General features: G+C 38.8%; 10 protein-coding genes. 8 read left to right on the top strand and 2 right to left on the bottom strand.

Annotated features, from left to right (window positions below):
- Positions 1-35: 35 nt before the first annotated feature.
- Positions 36-1,319 carry a glycosyltransferase family 2 protein gene (locus F5ESL0263_RS06440; RefSeq protein WP_122035741.1) on the bottom strand — a complete coding sequence of 428 codons (1,284 nt, stop codon included), beginning with the start codon at positions 1,317-1,319 and terminating at the stop codon, positions 36-38.
- Positions 1,316-1,810 carry a cell division protein gene (locus tag F5ESL0263_RS06435; RefSeq protein ID WP_122035739.1) on the bottom strand — a complete coding sequence of 165 codons (495 nt, stop codon included), beginning with the start codon at positions 1,808-1,810 and terminating at the stop codon, positions 1,316-1,318. The genes F5ESL0263_RS06440 and F5ESL0263_RS06435 overlap by 4 nt, the downstream gene beginning before the upstream one ends.
- A 414-nt stretch (positions 1,811-2,224) precedes the next feature.
- On the opposite strand from F5ESL0263_RS06435, the gene F5ESL0263_RS06430 reads away from it, so the two are divergent.
- The 8 genes from F5ESL0263_RS06430 to F5ESL0263_RS06395 all read left to right on the top strand — a co-directional run.
- Positions 2,225-2,674, top strand: a complete 450-nt coding sequence (locus F5ESL0263_RS06430; protein WP_046307504.1) for a PTS sugar transporter subunit IIA — start codon at positions 2,225-2,227, stop codon at positions 2,672-2,674.
- Between the two features lie 2 nt (positions 2,675-2,676).
- Complete coding sequence (locus F5ESL0263_RS06425; RefSeq protein WP_046307502.1) at positions 2,677-2,994, top strand: PTS fructose transporter subunit IIB; 318 nt, start codon at positions 2,677-2,679, stop codon at positions 2,992-2,994.
- A gap of 2 nt (positions 2,995-2,996) precedes the next feature.
- Positions 2,997-4,097 (top strand): PTS fructose transporter subunit IIC, encoded by a 1,101-nt coding sequence (locus F5ESL0263_RS06420; RefSeq protein WP_046307501.1) that lies wholly within the window; start codon positions 2,997-2,999, stop codon positions 4,095-4,097.
- 76 nt (positions 4,098-4,173) lie between these two features.
- Entirely contained in the window at positions 4,174-6,843 is a 2,670-nt protein-coding gene (locus tag F5ESL0263_RS06415; RefSeq protein ID WP_122035737.1) for a glycoside hydrolase family 38 C-terminal domain-containing protein, read from the top strand.
- Between the two features lie 8 nt (positions 6,844-6,851).
- Entirely contained in the window at positions 6,852-9,473 is a 2,622-nt protein-coding gene (locus F5ESL0263_RS06410) for an alpha-mannosidase (RefSeq protein ID WP_122035735.1), read from the top strand.
- A gap of 41 nt (positions 9,474-9,514) precedes the next feature.
- Positions 9,515-11,446: a BglG family transcription antiterminator gene (locus tag F5ESL0263_RS06405; RefSeq protein ID WP_158593023.1), complete on the top strand. Its 1,932-nt coding sequence runs from the start codon at positions 9,515-9,517 to the stop codon at positions 11,444-11,446.
- Positions 11,447-11,676: 230 nt separating this feature from the next.
- Positions 11,677-11,937: a SemiSWEET family transporter gene (locus F5ESL0263_RS06400; RefSeq protein ID WP_074425732.1), complete on the top strand. Its 261-nt coding sequence runs from the start codon at positions 11,677-11,679 to the stop codon at positions 11,935-11,937.
- A gap of 792 nt (positions 11,938-12,729) precedes the next feature.
- Positions 12,730-18,463: DUF1542 domain-containing protein (locus F5ESL0263_RS06395; RefSeq protein ID WP_122035731.1), on the top strand; the 5,734-nt coding region annotated here is incomplete at its 3' end.

The following is an 18,463-nucleotide window of genomic DNA, read 5'->3' as shown; positions in this document are numbered from 1 at the left end:
AGCTAGGTGGCTTTTTTGTGTGGATAAAATAAAAATTAGCGTGAAGGACTGACCCAAGTTCCAGAGCCATGACCCAAGATAGTTTTAATTGCAGGAATAAAAGTTGTCACAATAGTAAGTGTGTTGATAATCCACAAACATAATAGGTAAATTGGTGCAAATAGTAAATACTCAATCTTATTGCCTTTGCGGTCAATCATTAGTGCGATAACTAATTGCATTGTACCCGCAATCATCTCAAAGCAAATCAAGATTAAAGCGGAAAATAACAAGTAAACTAACTGAGACCAATTTTGTGTAAATGCAAAATTACCTATTAAATAAGTAAAAACAAATGTGGCTAACCAGAAGAAGAAAGACCAGCAAATGCTTAGTGTTTGATCTAGTAACATTAATGACTCACCTAAATTTTTGAGTGGATGGCGTAAAACCTTTCTTAAGTTAGTCAACCAAACTTCGGTGCCACCCTTTGCCCAGCGCTTACGTTGGTGGTAGAGTTCTTTGAGCGTTTCTGGAACAAGTGTGTAAGAAATGATTTCAGGGGCAAAAACTGCCAACCAGTTGTTCAGTTGGTGGTCCCAAGCAACACTAATGTCCTCGGTTGCCCGGTCCTGCCGAAACATCCCCACATCAATTAAGGCACTCTTGCGGTACATCGTGTTCGCACCGCTATAGGCAAAAATACTGCCGAACACACCCATTTCGGCCCTTTTAATAATGCCAACGATACTTGAGAATTCAACTGTGGTAGATTTGGTAATCAACTTGGTTCTATTTCTAACTTCCACATTAGAAGTCACGGCAGCGATATTTTGCCCTTCGGGACTATTAAAATAATTAACGTAGCGCATCAGAGCATCTGCTTCTGGAAGTGTATCCGCATCGTTGCTAAGCACTAAATCACCTTTAGCAAAAGCGAGGCTAATATTAAAAGCATGAGCCTTACCCTTATTTTCAGCTAAGCGAATTACACGCAATCGTTTAGATTGTTGCTGCAATTTATGCAGAATTTTGGGCGTATTGTCGGTTGAGCAATCATCGATCACTAGTACTTCATAATTAGTATAGTTTAACTCATTAAGTAAATAGCTAATCGTTTCATCAATTGCAACCTCTTCATTATGAGCGGGAACCATAATGGTAATAAAGGGCTGTTCACGTGAGTCCAAAATCGTGAAGTCCCTCTTTTTGTTTTTAAAAACATATTTATAACAAAGTCCACCGACAAACCAGGCCAAACCGCCTAAGATTGGGTAGGAAACTAAAATCAAAAATAATACTTTAAAAACTGTTTTAGCTAAGAGCCAGATTGATGTCATAACTTCCTTTCTCCTTTGGCAAATAGTGTCTGGGCAAAGTCAGTTTCAAGGTTTTTTTGCGGCTCAACACAGTAAAAATTGCAGTTGTGCCGTTCGTCAGAGCTACCAAATTTCTCCTGCCAGGCCTGTTCGACTAGTTGCGAGCGTTCTTGTTGCCGGTCTTGGTCAATTACAAGATGGTCGCGCCAGCTAGTAGCAAAACGGTAATTGTTTAAAAAAGTTAATGTTAGGTAGGAGATGCTGATAAAAACAAAGTAATCGTCAAAGAATTTTGCTAAAAATTCCAGTGGACGCAAAATAGCAGTATTGTAGTTAAAGGGGAGTAGGGATGCAAAGTGAGGCTGCCAAAGTGGTAGGACTAATCCAAAAAAGGGCAAAAAAACAAATAGCCAGCCGAGCAAAGCTATGCTTGTTTGCTCGATTTTTAGGTGCCAATCTCCACCAGTAAAATAGTCATCTTCAATTAAGTCAATTGTTCTTTTCTGCTTCAAAGCAATTTCCCTCCTTGCTAGGTAAACTGTGCATTAACAAAGTGCGTTTTATACTTTATTATGGTTTGAACTTATGTGCAATTTTGAATACCTAGCTTTAGAAATTTTCAAGAAAGATTATCATTTGCTTAACTACTTTAACCTTACTTAATAAATGCCGAATTAGATTAAAGAACAATTTTAGGCGCGCTAACAGAGTCATTTCCAAAAAAATGACTCTGTTTTTGTGCCAAAAATCATCGCAGAAGTCTGCGACATATTTGCATAAAGTGCTTTAGCACCTTGTTTATTAGCTGTGAATAAAAATATGCTTTTTCCACTTAATATGGAAAAAGCTTGTAATTACAAAATATTGATAACAGTCTAGTATAAATAAATGTAAAGGGTTTCAAAATAAGGAAGTGAGAACAGGTAATGAAATTTTCAGCTAATGACGTTTATTTGGACGTCAATGAGCAAAGTGTTGATTCCTTTTTAAAGTATGCTTCGCAAGTTGCTTGTAATGCAGGTTTTGCTGCAGATGCAAGTGAACTAGAGCAAAGCTTTTTGGCAAGAGAACAAGAATATCCAACTGGGTTAGAAGACGGTTTTGCAATCCCACATGCAAAAACGGAGACAGTCAAGCGGCCAGGTTTTATCTACTTCAGATTGACCACACCACTTGATTGGCAAACATACGATGACAAGCCAGTGACGGATGTATTTGCGTTGATGGTGCCACCAGAAAATGCTGGGGATGAGCACTTGAAAATGTTAGCAAGTTTGTCTACTGCCTTACTTGAGGATGATTTCAAACAACAGTTACGTCAGTTGACTTCTAAAGAAGAGATAGCCAACTTTATTAATCAAAAGATTGGAGAATAACCATGAATGTAGTAGGAGTTTCAGCATGTCCAGCTGGATTAGCCCATACCCCAATGGCAGCGAAAGCCTTGGAAAAAGCGGGTAAGGAATTAGATTGGAATGTCAGAATTGAGCAACAAGGGATGATGGGTCCAGTTAATCCAATTACCCAAGCAGAAGCAGATGCGGCTGACTTTGTCTTGATTGCATCTGATCAAAAAATCACTAGTATGGAACGTTTTGAAGGTAAACCAATTATTCGAGTAGATATCAACACTTGTATCAAGGCACCTAAAGCTGTCTTGAAGAAGTGTGCTGCTGCGGTTAAGAAGGAGAACTAAAAATGAAGAGAATTTTGAAGGAATGGGAAGGAGCCATTATGAGTGGGATCTCTTACATGATCCCGACAGTTATTGGTGGTGCGCTAGTTGTTGGTGTTCCGCAATTAATTGGTATGTGTTTTGGTTATGGTGACCTTTCTAAATTTGCCAAAACAGGTGGCTTTTTCCACTTGCTTTATCAAATTAACTCCGTTGGTTGGATTGGTATCGGCCTAGTTAACCTGGTTATTGGTGGCTACATTGCTTATGCGCTTGGTGACAAACCAGCTTTGGGAGCCGGCTTTATCGGTGGACAATTAGCAACCAATAACCAGCTTGGTTTCATCGGTGCGATTGCAGCCGGTTTGATTGCAGGTTATGTTGCGCGTTGGTGCCGTAAAATCAAAGTTCCAGAAAAGTGGAATTCAGCTATTGAATTAATTGTTATGCCACTTTTAACCGTTGGTTCGGTTGCCTTGTTTGTTGGTGTAGTCTTAACGCCGCCACTTGCCTGGCTTAATAATGGTTTAACCTCATGGGTTAAGTTCATGGTAGAACAAAAGACTAACGCTATTTTGTTAGCTGCTATTATGGGCGCCATGATTGGTTCAGACCTTGGTGGTCCTATCAACAAGGCAGCTTGGGGTGTAGGTAACTTCTTCTTTATCGAAGGAATTTACCAACCATGTCTCTATACTAACATCGCCATTTGTGCAATCCCAATGGGTTACGCACTTATGAGTTTCATTTGGCCTAAGAAGCGTTTCTCAGCAGAATTGCTAGAGATGGGTCATAACAACTTAATTATGGGTACATTTGGAATTACTGAAGGAGCTATTCCATTCATGATGAAAGCTCCTCAATTAATCATTGTAAACGTTATCGGTGGTGCACTTGGTTCAGCAGCAGGTGCATGGCTAGGTGTTAAATCACATATCCCACCTCTAGGCGGTTTACCTGGAATTTTAACAGCCGACAATATTTTAGCTTACCTCGGCGGAATTCTAGTTTGTGCTTTGTTCATTGCAATTGTCGCTCCATTAGTTGCTGACTTTACTGACAAAGATTCTACACCTGGTGAAGAATCAATGAGTGATGATGATATTGAATTAAACATCCAATAATATGAAACCGAAAAAACTATAGTTGGGAATCAAATCAATCTTTTCTAGCTATAGTTTTTTATTTTTAGGAGAAAAAATGGTAAAAAAAGTTTTTGTCGTTCCACATACTCACTGGGATAGGGAATGGTTCTTTACCTCAGATCAAGCGAAAGTATATCTACTAAAAGATTTAAAAGATGTTCTTGATCATCTTGAAGCTTCAGGACAATATGGTTCTTTTTTGCTGGACGGTCAGTCTTCACTAATCGAGGATTATTTAAATTGGCGTCCGCAAGAGCGAAACCGGGTTGAGAAGTTAGTTAAAGAAAAGAAACTAATTCTCGGACCATGGTATACCCAAACGGATCAATATCTGGCTTCTGGGGAAAGCATTATTAACAATTTACGTATTGGAATGAAGCAGAGCGATGAATTAGGTGGCCATATGAATATTGCCTATGTTCCTGATTCATTTGGTCAAGAGTCAAGTATGCCCCAAATATATCAACAGCTTGGTATTGATGATGCTGTTTTGTACCGCGGCTTTTCACTTGATGATACTAAGCAATCCGAATTTACTTGGCAAGGTGAGGACGGCTCAGAAATCAGTGTTTTCCGGATGGCCTGTGGTTACTTTATTGGTGGCGTAGTCGATGAAACTAAGCTAGCCCAGTTAATGACTGAAGAACCATTTAAAACGGTTGTTGACCAAGCTTCAACTGATAATGTGCTGTTTCCAAATGGCTCTGATATGGCACCGCTACGTTTTGACCTACCTGAGTTTATCGAGCGGCTTAATCAAGCAAATAAAGGAAAGTTCACTTTTGAAGTTGCTTCACTCGAGGATTACATTACAGCTGTTAAAGAAGCTAAACCTGAATTGCGGCTGATTACGGGAGAGCAGGATTGTGGCAAGGACATGCGTGTTCATAAGTCAATTTCATCTTCACGTGCCGACTTAAAAGCCCTTAACACCAAATTGCAAAATTATCTTGCGAATGTTGTAGAACCAGTTCTTGCACTAGGAAGCTATTTTGGCTTGCCTTATCCAACTAAAACGCTTGAAGACTTGTGGAAAAAAATGGCTAAGAATGCAGCACATGATTCAATGGGAAACTGTGTGTCTGATCGGGTAAACGCTGATATTAAAGCACGCTACCAAAAGGTTGAAGATATAGCGACTGCACTGGTTGAAGTAACTTTGCGGCAGATTTCTACAGGTGTTAAAAATGATGGTCACCCAATTACACTAACTGTTTTCAATACGTTGCCAGTTGAACGTGGCGGTGTGATAGGCAAACGGATATATTCCCCAAGTCGTAACTTCAAAATTCAAGATTATAACGGGCAAAATATCCCCTTTGAAATCACTGCTGTCAAAGATGTAACTGAGTTAATTACGTCCTCAACAATTCAACTTGATCCTGGTCAAGCAATTTATTTACCGGAAAAAGTGTATCAGCTTGATGTGAACTTACGGTTAGCAAACATCCCCGCTTTTGGTTACAAGCAGTTATCTTTGGTTTCAGAGCAGGACCAGGAAATAGACTTACCAACAAGACAAACTGGAACCAAGATTGAAAACGAGTTCTATCAAATTTCAGTAAATGTTGATGGTAGTTTAGACATTTTGGATAAACTGAATAATCACTTATATCAGAAACAAGCAATCTTAGAAGAAAATGGTGATGATGGTGACTCCTACAACTATTCACCTGCCAAACAGGATTTAGTTAGTTACTCAACAGCACAACCGCATTGCTCACAATGCATCCAAAATGCACTAAGTAGCAAATTAATTATTGACTATGATTTTAGTGTACCGAGTGATTTGGCTGCTCGGGCTAAGGGCTTGACTGATGTGAAGATGCCAACGCAAATGATAGTGACACTTGATCAGGCATCAAAGCTGATCAAATTTGAGCTTAATGTCGATAACAGACTGCCAAAGAGTCACCGTTTATGCATCGATTTTGACAGTGAAGTAGTTACTAATACAAGTATTGCCGACATTCAGTTTGGTACGATAAAACGTCCGCTGACGAAGAAGCAAGCTTTAAGGGACTGGCATCAAAATCAAGGTGCGTGGCAAGAAAAGCCAATTTCGATTAACACTGTTCAAAGCTTTGTTGCGATGTCCGATGATGAACGTGGACTTGCACTTATTCCACAAGGAGTTCGTGAATACGAATGTATTGGAAAAGATAACGCCACAATTAGATTAACTGTTTTCCGGACATATGGAATGCTAGGAAAACGCGACTTGCTCTATCGACCTGGAAGAGCATCGGGGGATGAAACTGTGCCAACGCCTGAGGCTGAACTAAATCAGCACTTATCCTTCGAGTTAGCCATGACAACCATGCAAACTGGCTATGATCAGGCTGCTTTGGCTAGCGAGGTTAAAGCGTTTGAGACACCACTACAGGTCTATCAATATGCGGAATTTTTGAATGGTCGATTAACTTTTCCATTCAATCCGGTTAAGCGAACAGTTGATCCTGAACTCAGTCTCTTTAAGACCGATGACCAGTTAGTTATCAGCACGGTTGAACAAACAGAAGAGGGCACAGGCTATCAAATGAGATTGTATAATCCGCTGTTTCATCCTGTAGGTGACAAAATTACGTTTAATAAGCAACCACAAGTGGTACAGCTAGTCGACTTATTAGGAAACAAAATTGCGGATTTGCAGGTAGACAACCGGACAGTTGTTTTGCCAGAAATTAATCACGCTAAGTTCATGACAGTTTATTTTGAATTATAGGAGAAATTATGGTTAAAGCATATTTTGTAAATCACACACACTGGGATCGAGAATGGTATTTCACTACTCAGGATGCTCAGGTTTTAAGTGACCAATTGTTTACACAAGTTTTGGACGAACTTGAGGATCATCCAGAAGCAAACTTTACTTTGGATGGCCAGATGTCAATTGTGGACGAGTATGTCGAAATTCATCCTGAAGCTAAGGAACGAATTCACCGTTTAGTTAACCGAAAGCAGTTATTCATTGGACCATGGTATACCCAAACAGATGCAATGGTACCGAGTGCTGAGTCGTTATTGCGTAACTTGATTATCGGTATTATCGACGCAAGAGAAAATTATGGTGAGCCAATGATGTTAGGTTATTTGCCTGACACTTTTGGCTTTAATGCTAACTTGCCAATGATTTTAAACCAAGTGGGAATCCATGACTTTTTATCTTGGCGTGGGACGAATTTTAAACGACAAACTAATTCTGTATACTTTAAATGGAAAGCAATAGGTGGCAAAGCTGTCTTTGCGGCTAATTTCCCACTGGGGTATTACACCGGTCAAATCGATTTGGAATCAAAGCGCAACTTACAAGATTTTGTCAAAAATCGCTTAGATAAGGGAATTGAATTTGAAGCATTAAATGGCAATAATGATGAGGTTTTGGTTCCTTCTGGAATCGATCAAATGAACATCATTCATGATGTTTCAAAAACAATTGAAAAAGTTAACGAGCTTTCGCAAAATGATGTCGAAATAAGTACATATCCACAGTTTATGAACAAGTTACGTTCTAAGAAACTACCAGAATATCAAGGGGAATTAAGATATCCAACTTATTCTCGAGTTCACAGGACAATTACATCGATTAGATCGCGTAATAAGCGTAGTAATTTTGAACTTGAACAAGATATTACCAGACGTTTGGAACCACTTATGGTAATTGCCAAGTATGCAGATATTCCAATTTCAAATGGAATTGTGGTTAAACTGTGGAAATTATTATTTGAATTGCAACCACATGATACTTTGGGTGGAAGTGTTACTGATAATGTTGCAGTTGACATGGAGCACCGAATTAAGCAAGCAAACGAGATTGCTGATGGTGTGGAAAACTATATTAAGAAGAGAATCGCACAACGACTAAATCTGTCTGATCACGATGTCATTGTCTTTAATACTGATCCGTATGAGTTTAATGGACGCAAAACAGTTGAAGTAGTTAGTCAAAGTAGTCAAGTTAAATTCCCAGCAGAGAATAAGGCTGTGATTGTGGGCAAAGAAGAAGTTAAATCGCGTCCACATATTATGCAGTTAACGCCAAACGGCTATGAATTTAAGGATGAACCAGGCTACTTTAAACTCAAGGTCAGTCTAGAAGTAAAAATGGCTGGTTTAGGTTATCAAGTGCTTCATTTCGAGGATAGTGATCAAGCAGTAGACGAGTTCCAGAGCATAAGTGGAAAATCAATTGGTAATCACCGGGTTCAACTGGCCTTTGAAGATGGGGATTTTTATTTAAGTACTAAATACAAGACATTCAATGATGTTATTAGTATTTATGATCAAGCTAATGATGGTGATACCTATGATTTCTCGCCACTTCGAGGGGATGAAGAGAAGCGACTTGATTGGAATGGAACAATCAAAAAAGAAGTTGCTGATGGAATTGAAAGATTGATTCTAACTGGCACATGGCAATTACCGTTTGATTTGGAAGACCGGGTTGATGGCGAAGCGCCTAAAACAGTTGATGTGAGCTATCAATTAATTTTAACGATAGCAGCCACTTCGGATGTGATTTCAGCCAAATTAACGATTGATAATCAGGCTTTGTCGCACCGCTTACGCTTGCGTCTAAAAACTGGTATTACGACTAAGACGGCACACGCGCAGATTCAAGGTGGTTTTCGTCAAACAGAAAATGAAGCGATTGATGACAATTGGAACGATGAATTTGTTGAAAAACCAGTCAACATTTATATTTTTGATCGTGCAGTCGGCTTACATGATAAGCAAGACGGTCTCTATTTCTTTGGAACTGGTCAAAAGGAATATGAAAAAGTTGACGATTCCCTTTATATCACGCTTATGGCAACTACGGGACAACTGGGTAAATCAGACTTATTGTGGCGTCCTGGACGTGCATCCGGAGACACAACTTCTGTTGGCCATATTATGATGCCAACGCCGTTAGCTCAAGAAACTGGAACTAATGAGTTCTCGTTTGGTTTGTATGCCCCAAGTAATGCTGAGCTTGCAGAAAATAGACTGACAAAAGTAATCAGCGATTGGTATGCACCATCTGTTAGTTACCAGATGCAAAAATATAATCTCTTTGTTAATCGTCTTGATAACAAGTTATGGGATATTGAATTTTCACCAAAATTAACCAAGATTGAACAAACTGAATCTTGGCTAAATATCAAACAAAATGTTGAAGTTTCAGCACTGTATCCTGCATACACAATTAAAAACAACTTGGTTCTCCGTCTTTCAAATCCGACAAAAGAAGCGGTTGATGTTTCTTATCTAAAGGATGCTGGCTTTACTGTAGTGAACGGTTTGGAAGAGATAATTGACCAGGATTACCAAGTTGCCCCTTATGACATGTTGACCTTGATCAAGCAAATATAGCAGTTTGTAACTTATATAACTAAATGAGAAGAAGTGAATGTATGAAACTATCTTATAAACGATTGGGAATAATCCTCGAATTTTTATTAAATAATTCCGCCAACCGCTACGTTTCTGCCTCCTTTTTAGCTCAAAAGTGCAATGTAAGTACGAGAACAATTAGATCCGATATTCAAGCATTAAATCGTGAATTAAGCAGCTTGCAAGTTGAAATAAAAAATAAGCGAGGCGAGGGCTTTTACCTAAGTGATTTTGATAAAAAAACTGAGCAAAAGCTAACGGAATTGGCACGAAGTGATTTGCCGGCTTCAAGTTCAGGTGAGCGAATTGCTGAAGTTGAGCAGTACTTATTGGTTAATAGTCGTGTTAAATTAGATGATCTGACAGAGAAGCTGTTTATCAGTGATAATACCTTCTTCACATACTTGGTAACAATTAAGAAAGAGTTCAGTGATTTTGGACTACGAGTTGTGAAAGATGGAGATGAGTATTATGTTGACGGCTCTGAATCTGCCAAACGCAATTTTATTATTAGTAAACTTATTAATAAGAAGTCGAATAGCTATATCGTTGACTTTACAGAACGCGAGAAGAGTATTTTTGCTAACTTAGATTTGAACTTGTTAAAAGAAACGGTGCATGGTTTTTTACGTCATTATAGTTACCACTTATCGGACATTAATACTAAAAACATTATCTTGCATCTAGCTTTAGCAATTTCGAGAATTAAGATGGGTTACCGTTTAGAGACTGGTAATTCGGTGGAAATTAAGCCCCCAGTTCAGAGCACTGTCCAAAAGCTACTTCAAAAATTGGAAGCAGAATTCCAAGTGGAGTTCAATCAAGTAGAGGCCAATGACCTAATTTATCATTTTGCTTTGAATTATCCTGAATGTGTAAGTGAAAATGATCACGTTAGTATAAAGGACAATATTAATAGTGCCATTACGATTTTTTTGGAAAACATCAAAAAAGAGTTTGCAATCGATTTATTAGATGATCGTGAACTACGGGTTAATTTGACGCAACACTTAACCAATCTAGTGAAAATTAAGACGGTTAATGGTAATCGGAAGAATCCGTTGTTAAACGTCATATTGTCCACTTTTCCCTATGCATATGAGATTACGGCTTATTCAGCACCAATTTTGGAGCACATGCTCAATTTAAAATTGAATGACGATGAGCTCTCCTTCATCACGCTGCATATAGGTGCCTCGATTGAGCGGCAGGGAAATCTTTCGTCTCAAAAAAACGCTGCACTAATTTGCGGGAATGGAATTTCAACAGCTGCACTTGTACGCGCAAAATTGCAAACTCAGTTTGCGTCCTTTTTAAACATTACGGGAACTTATACCTATGATGAGTATCTAGCAGGTAAAGCAAGTGGTAATGACTTTCTCATTTCGATGGTACCTTTGACTGATGCCAAGGTACCAGTGATTCAAATTGATTTAACTAATTTTCACAATGATATCTTGCAACTGTCTGAATATTTGAAGTCACTTAATAATCCATACCGCGCGATTAATAAGCTGTTTGATGAGGAAAATATCTACTTAGTGCAAGAACCGTTATCCAAAGCGCAATTACTCGATATGCTAATTAAAAACTTAGAGCGTAAAAAAATTGTTAACAAAGATTTCAAACAACGGGTAGATGAACGAGAAAAGATGTATTCAACCGCAATTGGTGGAAAAATAGCTATCCCGCATTCCTTAGGCTATGCTACGAAAAAATCAAAGGTATCATTTGCTCGCTTAGATAAACCAATCAAATGGGACGAAAAAAATGAAGTTAAATATGTATTTCTCTTGGCAATTGCCCGTCAAGACTATCTAAGTGCACAGAAATTATTTGACTTCATTGTTGATTTACAAACTAATCTAACTTTTCGCAAAATTATTGATAAGAGCTCAAGTCCCAAAGAAATTAAGCACGCAATTAGTTCATTAATTAAATCAAGCTACTGATAGCACAAAAATTAGTTAATCAGCGAAACGAACTGTTTTAGCAGTTCGTTTTTTGCTAGTTTTAAGTCAAATTGTTCTATACTGAACTTGTAAATAAGCTTGAAGTTAAAGGCTTTTGTCATAGCAATTGGCCTCAACTAAGACTATATTTTTAAAAACTATAGCCAAACTAAATGCTCTTGAGTGAAGAATTACACAATGATAGAATTGTGCGACAAGGAGATGAAGCAATGAAATTAGAAAAAGCAATGACAATTTTAGGATGGGTTGCCTCTGTGACGGCAATTATTATGTATGTGTCCTACATTCCACAAATTATTAGTAATCTGCATGGAGTTAAAGGCAATCCAATCCAGCCACTCGCTACAGCAATTAATACGCTACTATGGGTTATTTACGGACTCTTTAAAGAAGATCGTGATATTCCAATAGCTGCCTGCAATGCCATCGGCTTTGTTTTCGGCTTAATTGCGTTTTTCACTGCTCTATAAGAGTTAAATATTGAAAGGTCATTCCTACTTTTAGGGATGACTTTTTTATTTGCTGCAGTGGTTACTAATCTATTTTACAAATACAAAGATGAAAGATTGTAAAATAAACTTTAGTACTTCGGACAGAATTTCCATTGGACTGAGTAAAAAAGATAACCGCAAAACAAATAAAAATATATAACAGTAAACTTATTAGACAAAAAGCTCTTTTTTAATAAATAAGAGCTTTTTTTGTTTACCGATAATTCTAAAAAACTATACGTAGCCCTTCATCAACAACAATATTATAAGCAGGTTGAAAATGAATAATGAAGACGATTTTACGAGATTTAAATAACACTTCTAAAAGAGTGAGAAGAAAAATTCTTTAACTAGTTTAAAGATGTGAAAATGCCGAAAAAAGGCAAGATTAATTATTTTAATTCTCCAAACAGTAAATGCATCTAATGTAGCACAAAATATATGAGTTATTTTATTCAGCTATTATTACATGTGTTATTTTTTAAAATTCGATGCGATTTTTAAATAAAGTAACAAAAGTTACTTTATTTATATAATTTTATATTATATAAAAAGTAAACATAAAATATAAATATAATAACTTAAAAACGGCTTTTTCAGCTTTGGAATCCAATTGTATATATCGATATAATTGCTTTTATATCAGCGATTATATCGATAAAAATCAAAATAGGATTTGTCCTCAAAAAATCAAAAAACAGCTTTATGTAATTTAATTTATGTGATAGACTTTCTCATTATATAGTAAATAAATGAACAGGAGAGTATAATTTGAAAAAGAACTTAAAGTTAGTCGAAGAGACTAAAAACACAAATTATAAATTACATAAAAGTAAAAAGAGCTGGCTAGTTAGTTATTCTTTAGTAACTTTTATGTTAGGTGGAATTTACCTAGATAGTCATGCTGGTGTTCCAGTTAAAGCCGCTGAGATTGACTCTAAGACGGAGCAAAAGAAGGGAATCAATCAAGACTTGCAGCAGTCGGTGGACTCTAAATCCATAGAAAATGCCAGACAGAATTCTTCTGTTGACCTAGACACTGCTGCAACCACCGTAAAAAGCAAAATTAATTCTGATGCTGGACTTTCAAGTAGTGACAAGTCCAATCAACTCAAACAAGTTGATGCGGTGTTGGAACAGGCAAAAGCTGAAGTAGAAGAAGCCAGTAGTTTAGTTGACATTAACGCAACTTTAACTCAGGCAATTGATGACATTAATTCTTGCTATCATGCTAGTGCTGCTAATACAACAGTAAAAAAGAATAAACAGAATGCAAAAAAGGCGCCGATTGAGAAGGCACCACTTGTTAATAAAAATAAAAAGCCAATCACTAAAAAGGTAAGTGTTTCAACATATGAAGGATTGAACTCATTCTTTAAAAAAGCTGAAACACCAGCCGTTGCGACATCAGAAAAAGCGAAAGCAGCTACTGAATCTCCTAAAGCTCAAGATAGTATTACTGCAGGTGCTCAAGCTGAAGAAACAGAGAAAGCAGGAATATCTTCTAACTCTGCTGAGACCGACACAATTACTAGTGAAACTGAAGCAAATGATTCTGCATACCAAAAAAACACTAATCCAGATGCTTCACAGGCTATCGTAACTCCAAGGGCAGACACGGTAGATGACGATAAAACTGTAGCGTCTCTCATGTCAGAACCTGATGGTTCTGCAGAAGCTCGCAAAAACTTAATTAAGCAAAATGAGGATAAGGAAAAGAAATATACAGAGTTAGGCGAATCTAACGATATTAGCGTTCCTACTCAAATAACAAATCCAAGTGCTTTTCAAAAGAAAATTGCCAATGTCTCTTCCTACTTGGAATTGTATGACGCATGGGCTGATAATACGGTTACTTATATTAACGTTACTGCTGATATTAAGGATATGCCAGACTATCATAGTCTTAAAGTTAGAGCTGGAAATGCAAGTGTGGTAATAAATGGTAATGGTCACACAATTGAATTGGAATATAACAACTTTGCTTTTAGTCAAACTACATTTGCATTACAGTTCACTATAACTAATGCTACCCTTAAGTTTGAAGGACCTAGAATTGGCATACACCGTAGATTAAGTTTAATTGACTTTACTGGAAGAGAATTTCCTCTGATTAAATCTAATGCCACACTTTTCCTCGATAATGTAACGCTTTCTGGTTTTGATGGTACTGGTTGTAAAGACCTATTGAATTCTAGGTCCGCAGCAGTAAGGCTTTCAGGAACTAACTATTTTGAACTTCCTGGTGGTTTCAATAATACCGATTATGGTGGAATGTCGAGACTTGAACTTGCAAATAATGCTTCTGTTAAAATAATAACATCGCATCCGAAGTATTGCGAAACTAGATATTTATTTAGGTTTAATACTGATGATTTACCCTCAACTGGTTTGATCTCTATGGGGAATGGGTCATCGATGACGATTTTCGAAGATCAAAATGGAGGTGGACAATTATTACCTGATAGATCAGTAATGTATGGGCTAGGAGATGGTGCAAGAGGATATTCTTTTAGAGCAGGGAAGAATGTTACGTGGACACAACATGGCTGGGGTCCTTTCATAAATGGCACTGGCTCCGGCGAAATGTTTTATTTTGGTGAAAACTTCACCTTCAACCATGATATATTAGATTCCGAGGCTATGTCTTCAATTAAATTGACAGGGGAGCAACAAGTTGTGTTTGCTAAGGGTGCAACCCTTAACATAAAGTCAAATGTGGTGACGTCTCCAATATTAGATATATCTACAACCAAAACGCCATGGCTAGGTGGTGAAGCGAATGATCAGCAGTACATTACTAGATTTATAATGTACTCACCCAAAAAAATAAATATATCTTATTGTGATGAAGAGGGGAAACCAATAGAAACCTCAACAGGAATAATTTCAGTTCATCGCGATGAAAGATTTCCGACTGCATATTTACCTAAATTTATAATAACGGGTGTAACGAAGCCAATAGATTTTTGGACAGGTTCTAAGGCGAGGGGAGTAGATTCTCCAGATGAAGTTGTTAATGCTACTGATGCTTTAAAAATAGAAGATGATAAAATTTTTCTTTATGATCCTAATGGTAATCGTATTGAAAAATCATTCAGTTCACTACAAACAACTCGGGAGATGTATCTCGACGAAAATACATCTTCTGTTGGATCAATGGCAATTCAATATGTTAACCAAAATGGAAAAGTGGTAAAAACTCTGAATGTGCCACTCTCTGATAAGGATAATTATGTAGGACAGCGAATCAATCTTTTTACCAAAAAATATGCTATAGATGAAATGCCAGAAAACTATGTTTGGACTATGCGCCAATCTGCACTTCCGCCAAACATAAAAAGCGATCCAGACTTTGAGATAACTGATAATGCTGGACAAGCAAAGCAAGCTTTTGTTCCAGGAAAGACTGATACTAGTGCGTTAACTCCAGATAGGATTTTTAATATTTATGTTCAAGGTGTCCCGAAAGAATTTAAATTCAAATTTATAGATATTAATCATAAAGAGCGAGGCGGATTACCTTTACGCATTAGTAATAATGATAATAATATAAACTATACTTCTTCAACTACATCTGCAAATTATGGTAACGTCATAGATTGGAGAAGAGGGCAGTTTGAACAACTTATTGCTCGAGGTTATCACTATTATATTGGAAAAGTTGGTGAGGTTACTCAGTCCGGAACTTACACTATTATTGGAAGCGATCAAGTTATCCCAATATATGTAGAAGGCGATGAAAGAACTATATCTGTGAATTATCAGGATGCGGTCCGGATGAACTATCTTTCTCCTTCAAACCCAGTTAAAATTTCTGGGAGGGTCGGGGATACTGTCACCCTTCCTGATGCGCCAGATATGCCTGGATATGTTTTTGCTAAAGCAACTAATACCAGTGCTAGTGGTGCTAAGCTAACGACTATTGACATAGGTAATGGTAATCCAGCAATTACGTATTGGTATACTAACCTTGCTGATATTATAGGGACGTATGAAACTAGCATCAGAGAGGCGCGAGAGAAAGCTAAAATTGATGTTAATAAGAATGATAATATTACGCAAGATGAGAAAACTTCATATATAAGAGCTATTGATAATATATACACTAAATATATTGATAAATTAAAAACTGCAAAAACGCTCGATCAATGTGATCAAACTGTCAGTGGAGCAAAAAGTGAATTCCAATATATTGTTGACCAAACAGGGTTACCGCTTGAAACCCAAAAGAAAAATGCTAAGGCAAGAATAGATCAGGCACTTGCTGAGATTAAGGAAGTAATAGACGCTGATAAAAACTTAACTTCAACAGAAAAGGCAGATTTATGGAAAAAACTAAGTGGACCGACAGCTGCAAGTGCTAAAAATGCAATAGACGCAGCAACCAATGCGGATAAATTATCTACAGCGTTAGAAAAAGGTGTAAATGATGTCCAAACATATGTACCAGAATTCACATTAGACAAGAGAAAAGCCAACGCTAAGGCAGAGCTATCTGATAAGTTCAAATTGATACAGCCTATTAAAAACACGATTGACACCGATCCTACTTTATCTGATGATGAAAAAGCAGCGCAAAAGGCAGCAATTGATAGGGATGTTCAACAGGGTACTGAAGAAATTGGTAATGCTAAGAATGCTGATGAAGTAGTTAAGCTTCTTGAAGATTGGATAAATACAGTTAAATCAGAATATAAACCTGGAGGAAACGGCTCCGGCTCAAACGGCTCCGGCTCAAATGGTTCAGAATCAAACAGCTCAGGTTCAAATGGATCTGACTCCAACGGATCAGAATCCAACGGCTCCGGCTCAAACGGCTCAGGTTCAAATGGATCTGACTCCAATGGTTCCGGATCTAACGGCTCCGGCTCCAATGGTTCAGAATCAAACGGTTCAGACTCCAATGGTTCCGGCTCCAACGGCTCAGACTCCAACGGTTCAGGCTCCAATGGTTCAGAGTCAAATGGCTCAGGATCTAACGGTTCAGAATCAAACGGTTCTGATTCAAATGGCTCAGGCTCCAACGGTTCAGAATCAAATGGTTCAGACTCAAATGGCTCAGGTTCAAATGGCTCCGGCTCCAATGGTTCAGACTCAAATGGCTCCGGTTCAAATGGCTCAGGCTCAAATGGCTCTGACTCAAGTGGCTCAGAGTCAAATAGCTCCGGCTCAAACGGCTCCGGCTCAAACGGTTCAGAGTCAAATGGCTCAGGATCTAACGGTTCAGAATCAAATGGCTCAGGCTCAAACGGCTCCGGCTCCAACGGATCAGAATCAAACGGTTCAGAATCAAATGGCTCAGGCTCAAACGGCTCCGACTCCAATGGCTCTGGTTCAAATGGTTCAGGATCAAACGGCTCTGGCTCCAATGGTTCAGGATCTAACGGCTCAGACTCCAACGGTTCAGACTCCAATGGCTCAGAGTCAAATGGTTCAGGCTCAAACGGCTCCGACTCAAATGGCTCCGGCTCCAACGGTTCAGGCTCAAACGGTTCTGACTCCAATGGCTCCGGCTCAAACGGCTCAGGATCAAATGGCTCAGACTCAAATGGTTCAGAATCCAACGGTTCAGAGTCAAATGGTTCAGGTTCAAACGGTTCAAGCTCAAACGGTTCAGACTCAAATGGCTCAGATTCAAATGGCTCCGGCTCCAACGGCTCCGACTCAAACGGTTCAGAGTCAAATGGCTCCGGCTCCAACGGCTCCGAATCAAACGGTTCCGACAGCAACGGTTCAGAGTCAAATGGTTCCGGCTCCAACGGTTCAGGTTCAAATGGCTCAGGATCTAACGGCTCAGGCTCAAATGGTTCCGGCTCAAACGGCTCAGAGTCAAATGGCTCCGGCTCAAACGGTTCTGACTCAAACGGCTCAGAGTCAAATGGCTCCGGCTCAAACGGTTCTGACTCAAACGGTTCAGGCTCAAACGGCTCAGAGTCAAATGGCTCCGGCTCCAACGGCTCAGACTCCAACGGTTCAGACTCAAATGGCTCCGGCTCCAACGGCTCAGGCTCAAATGGTTCAGACTCCAACGGCTCAGAGTCAAATGGTTCCGACAGCAACGGTTCTGACTCAAATGGTTTAGACTCAAATGGTTCCGGCTCCAACGGCTCAGACTCAAACGGCTCCGGCAGCAACGGTTCAGACTCAAACGGCTCAGGCTCAAATGGTTCAGACTCCAACGGCTCCGGCTCCAATGGCTCAGGTTCAAATGGTTCTGACTCCAATGGCTCAGGATCTAACGGTTCAGACTCCAACGGCTCCGGCTCAAATGGCTCAGAATCAAATGGTTCAGGTTCCAACGGTTCAAGTTCAAATGGTTCAGACTCAAATGGCTCAGGTTCAAATGGTTCCGGCTCCAACGGCTCAGACTCAAATGGCTCAGGCTCAAATGGTTCCGGCTCCAACGGCTCAGACTCAAATGGCTCAGGCTCAAATGGTTCAGGCTCAAACGGCTCAGGCTCCAACGGCTCAGGCTCAAATGGTTCCGGCTCCAATGGATCAG

It is taken from the genome of Lactobacillus sp. ESL0263, assembly GCF_003692845.1.
GTDB lineage: Bacteria > Bacillota > Bacilli > Lactobacillales > Lactobacillaceae > Lactobacillus > Lactobacillus apis.
The sequence above is the reverse complement of the archived record's forward strand: the minus strand, read 5'-3'. Positions and strand labels throughout refer to the sequence as shown.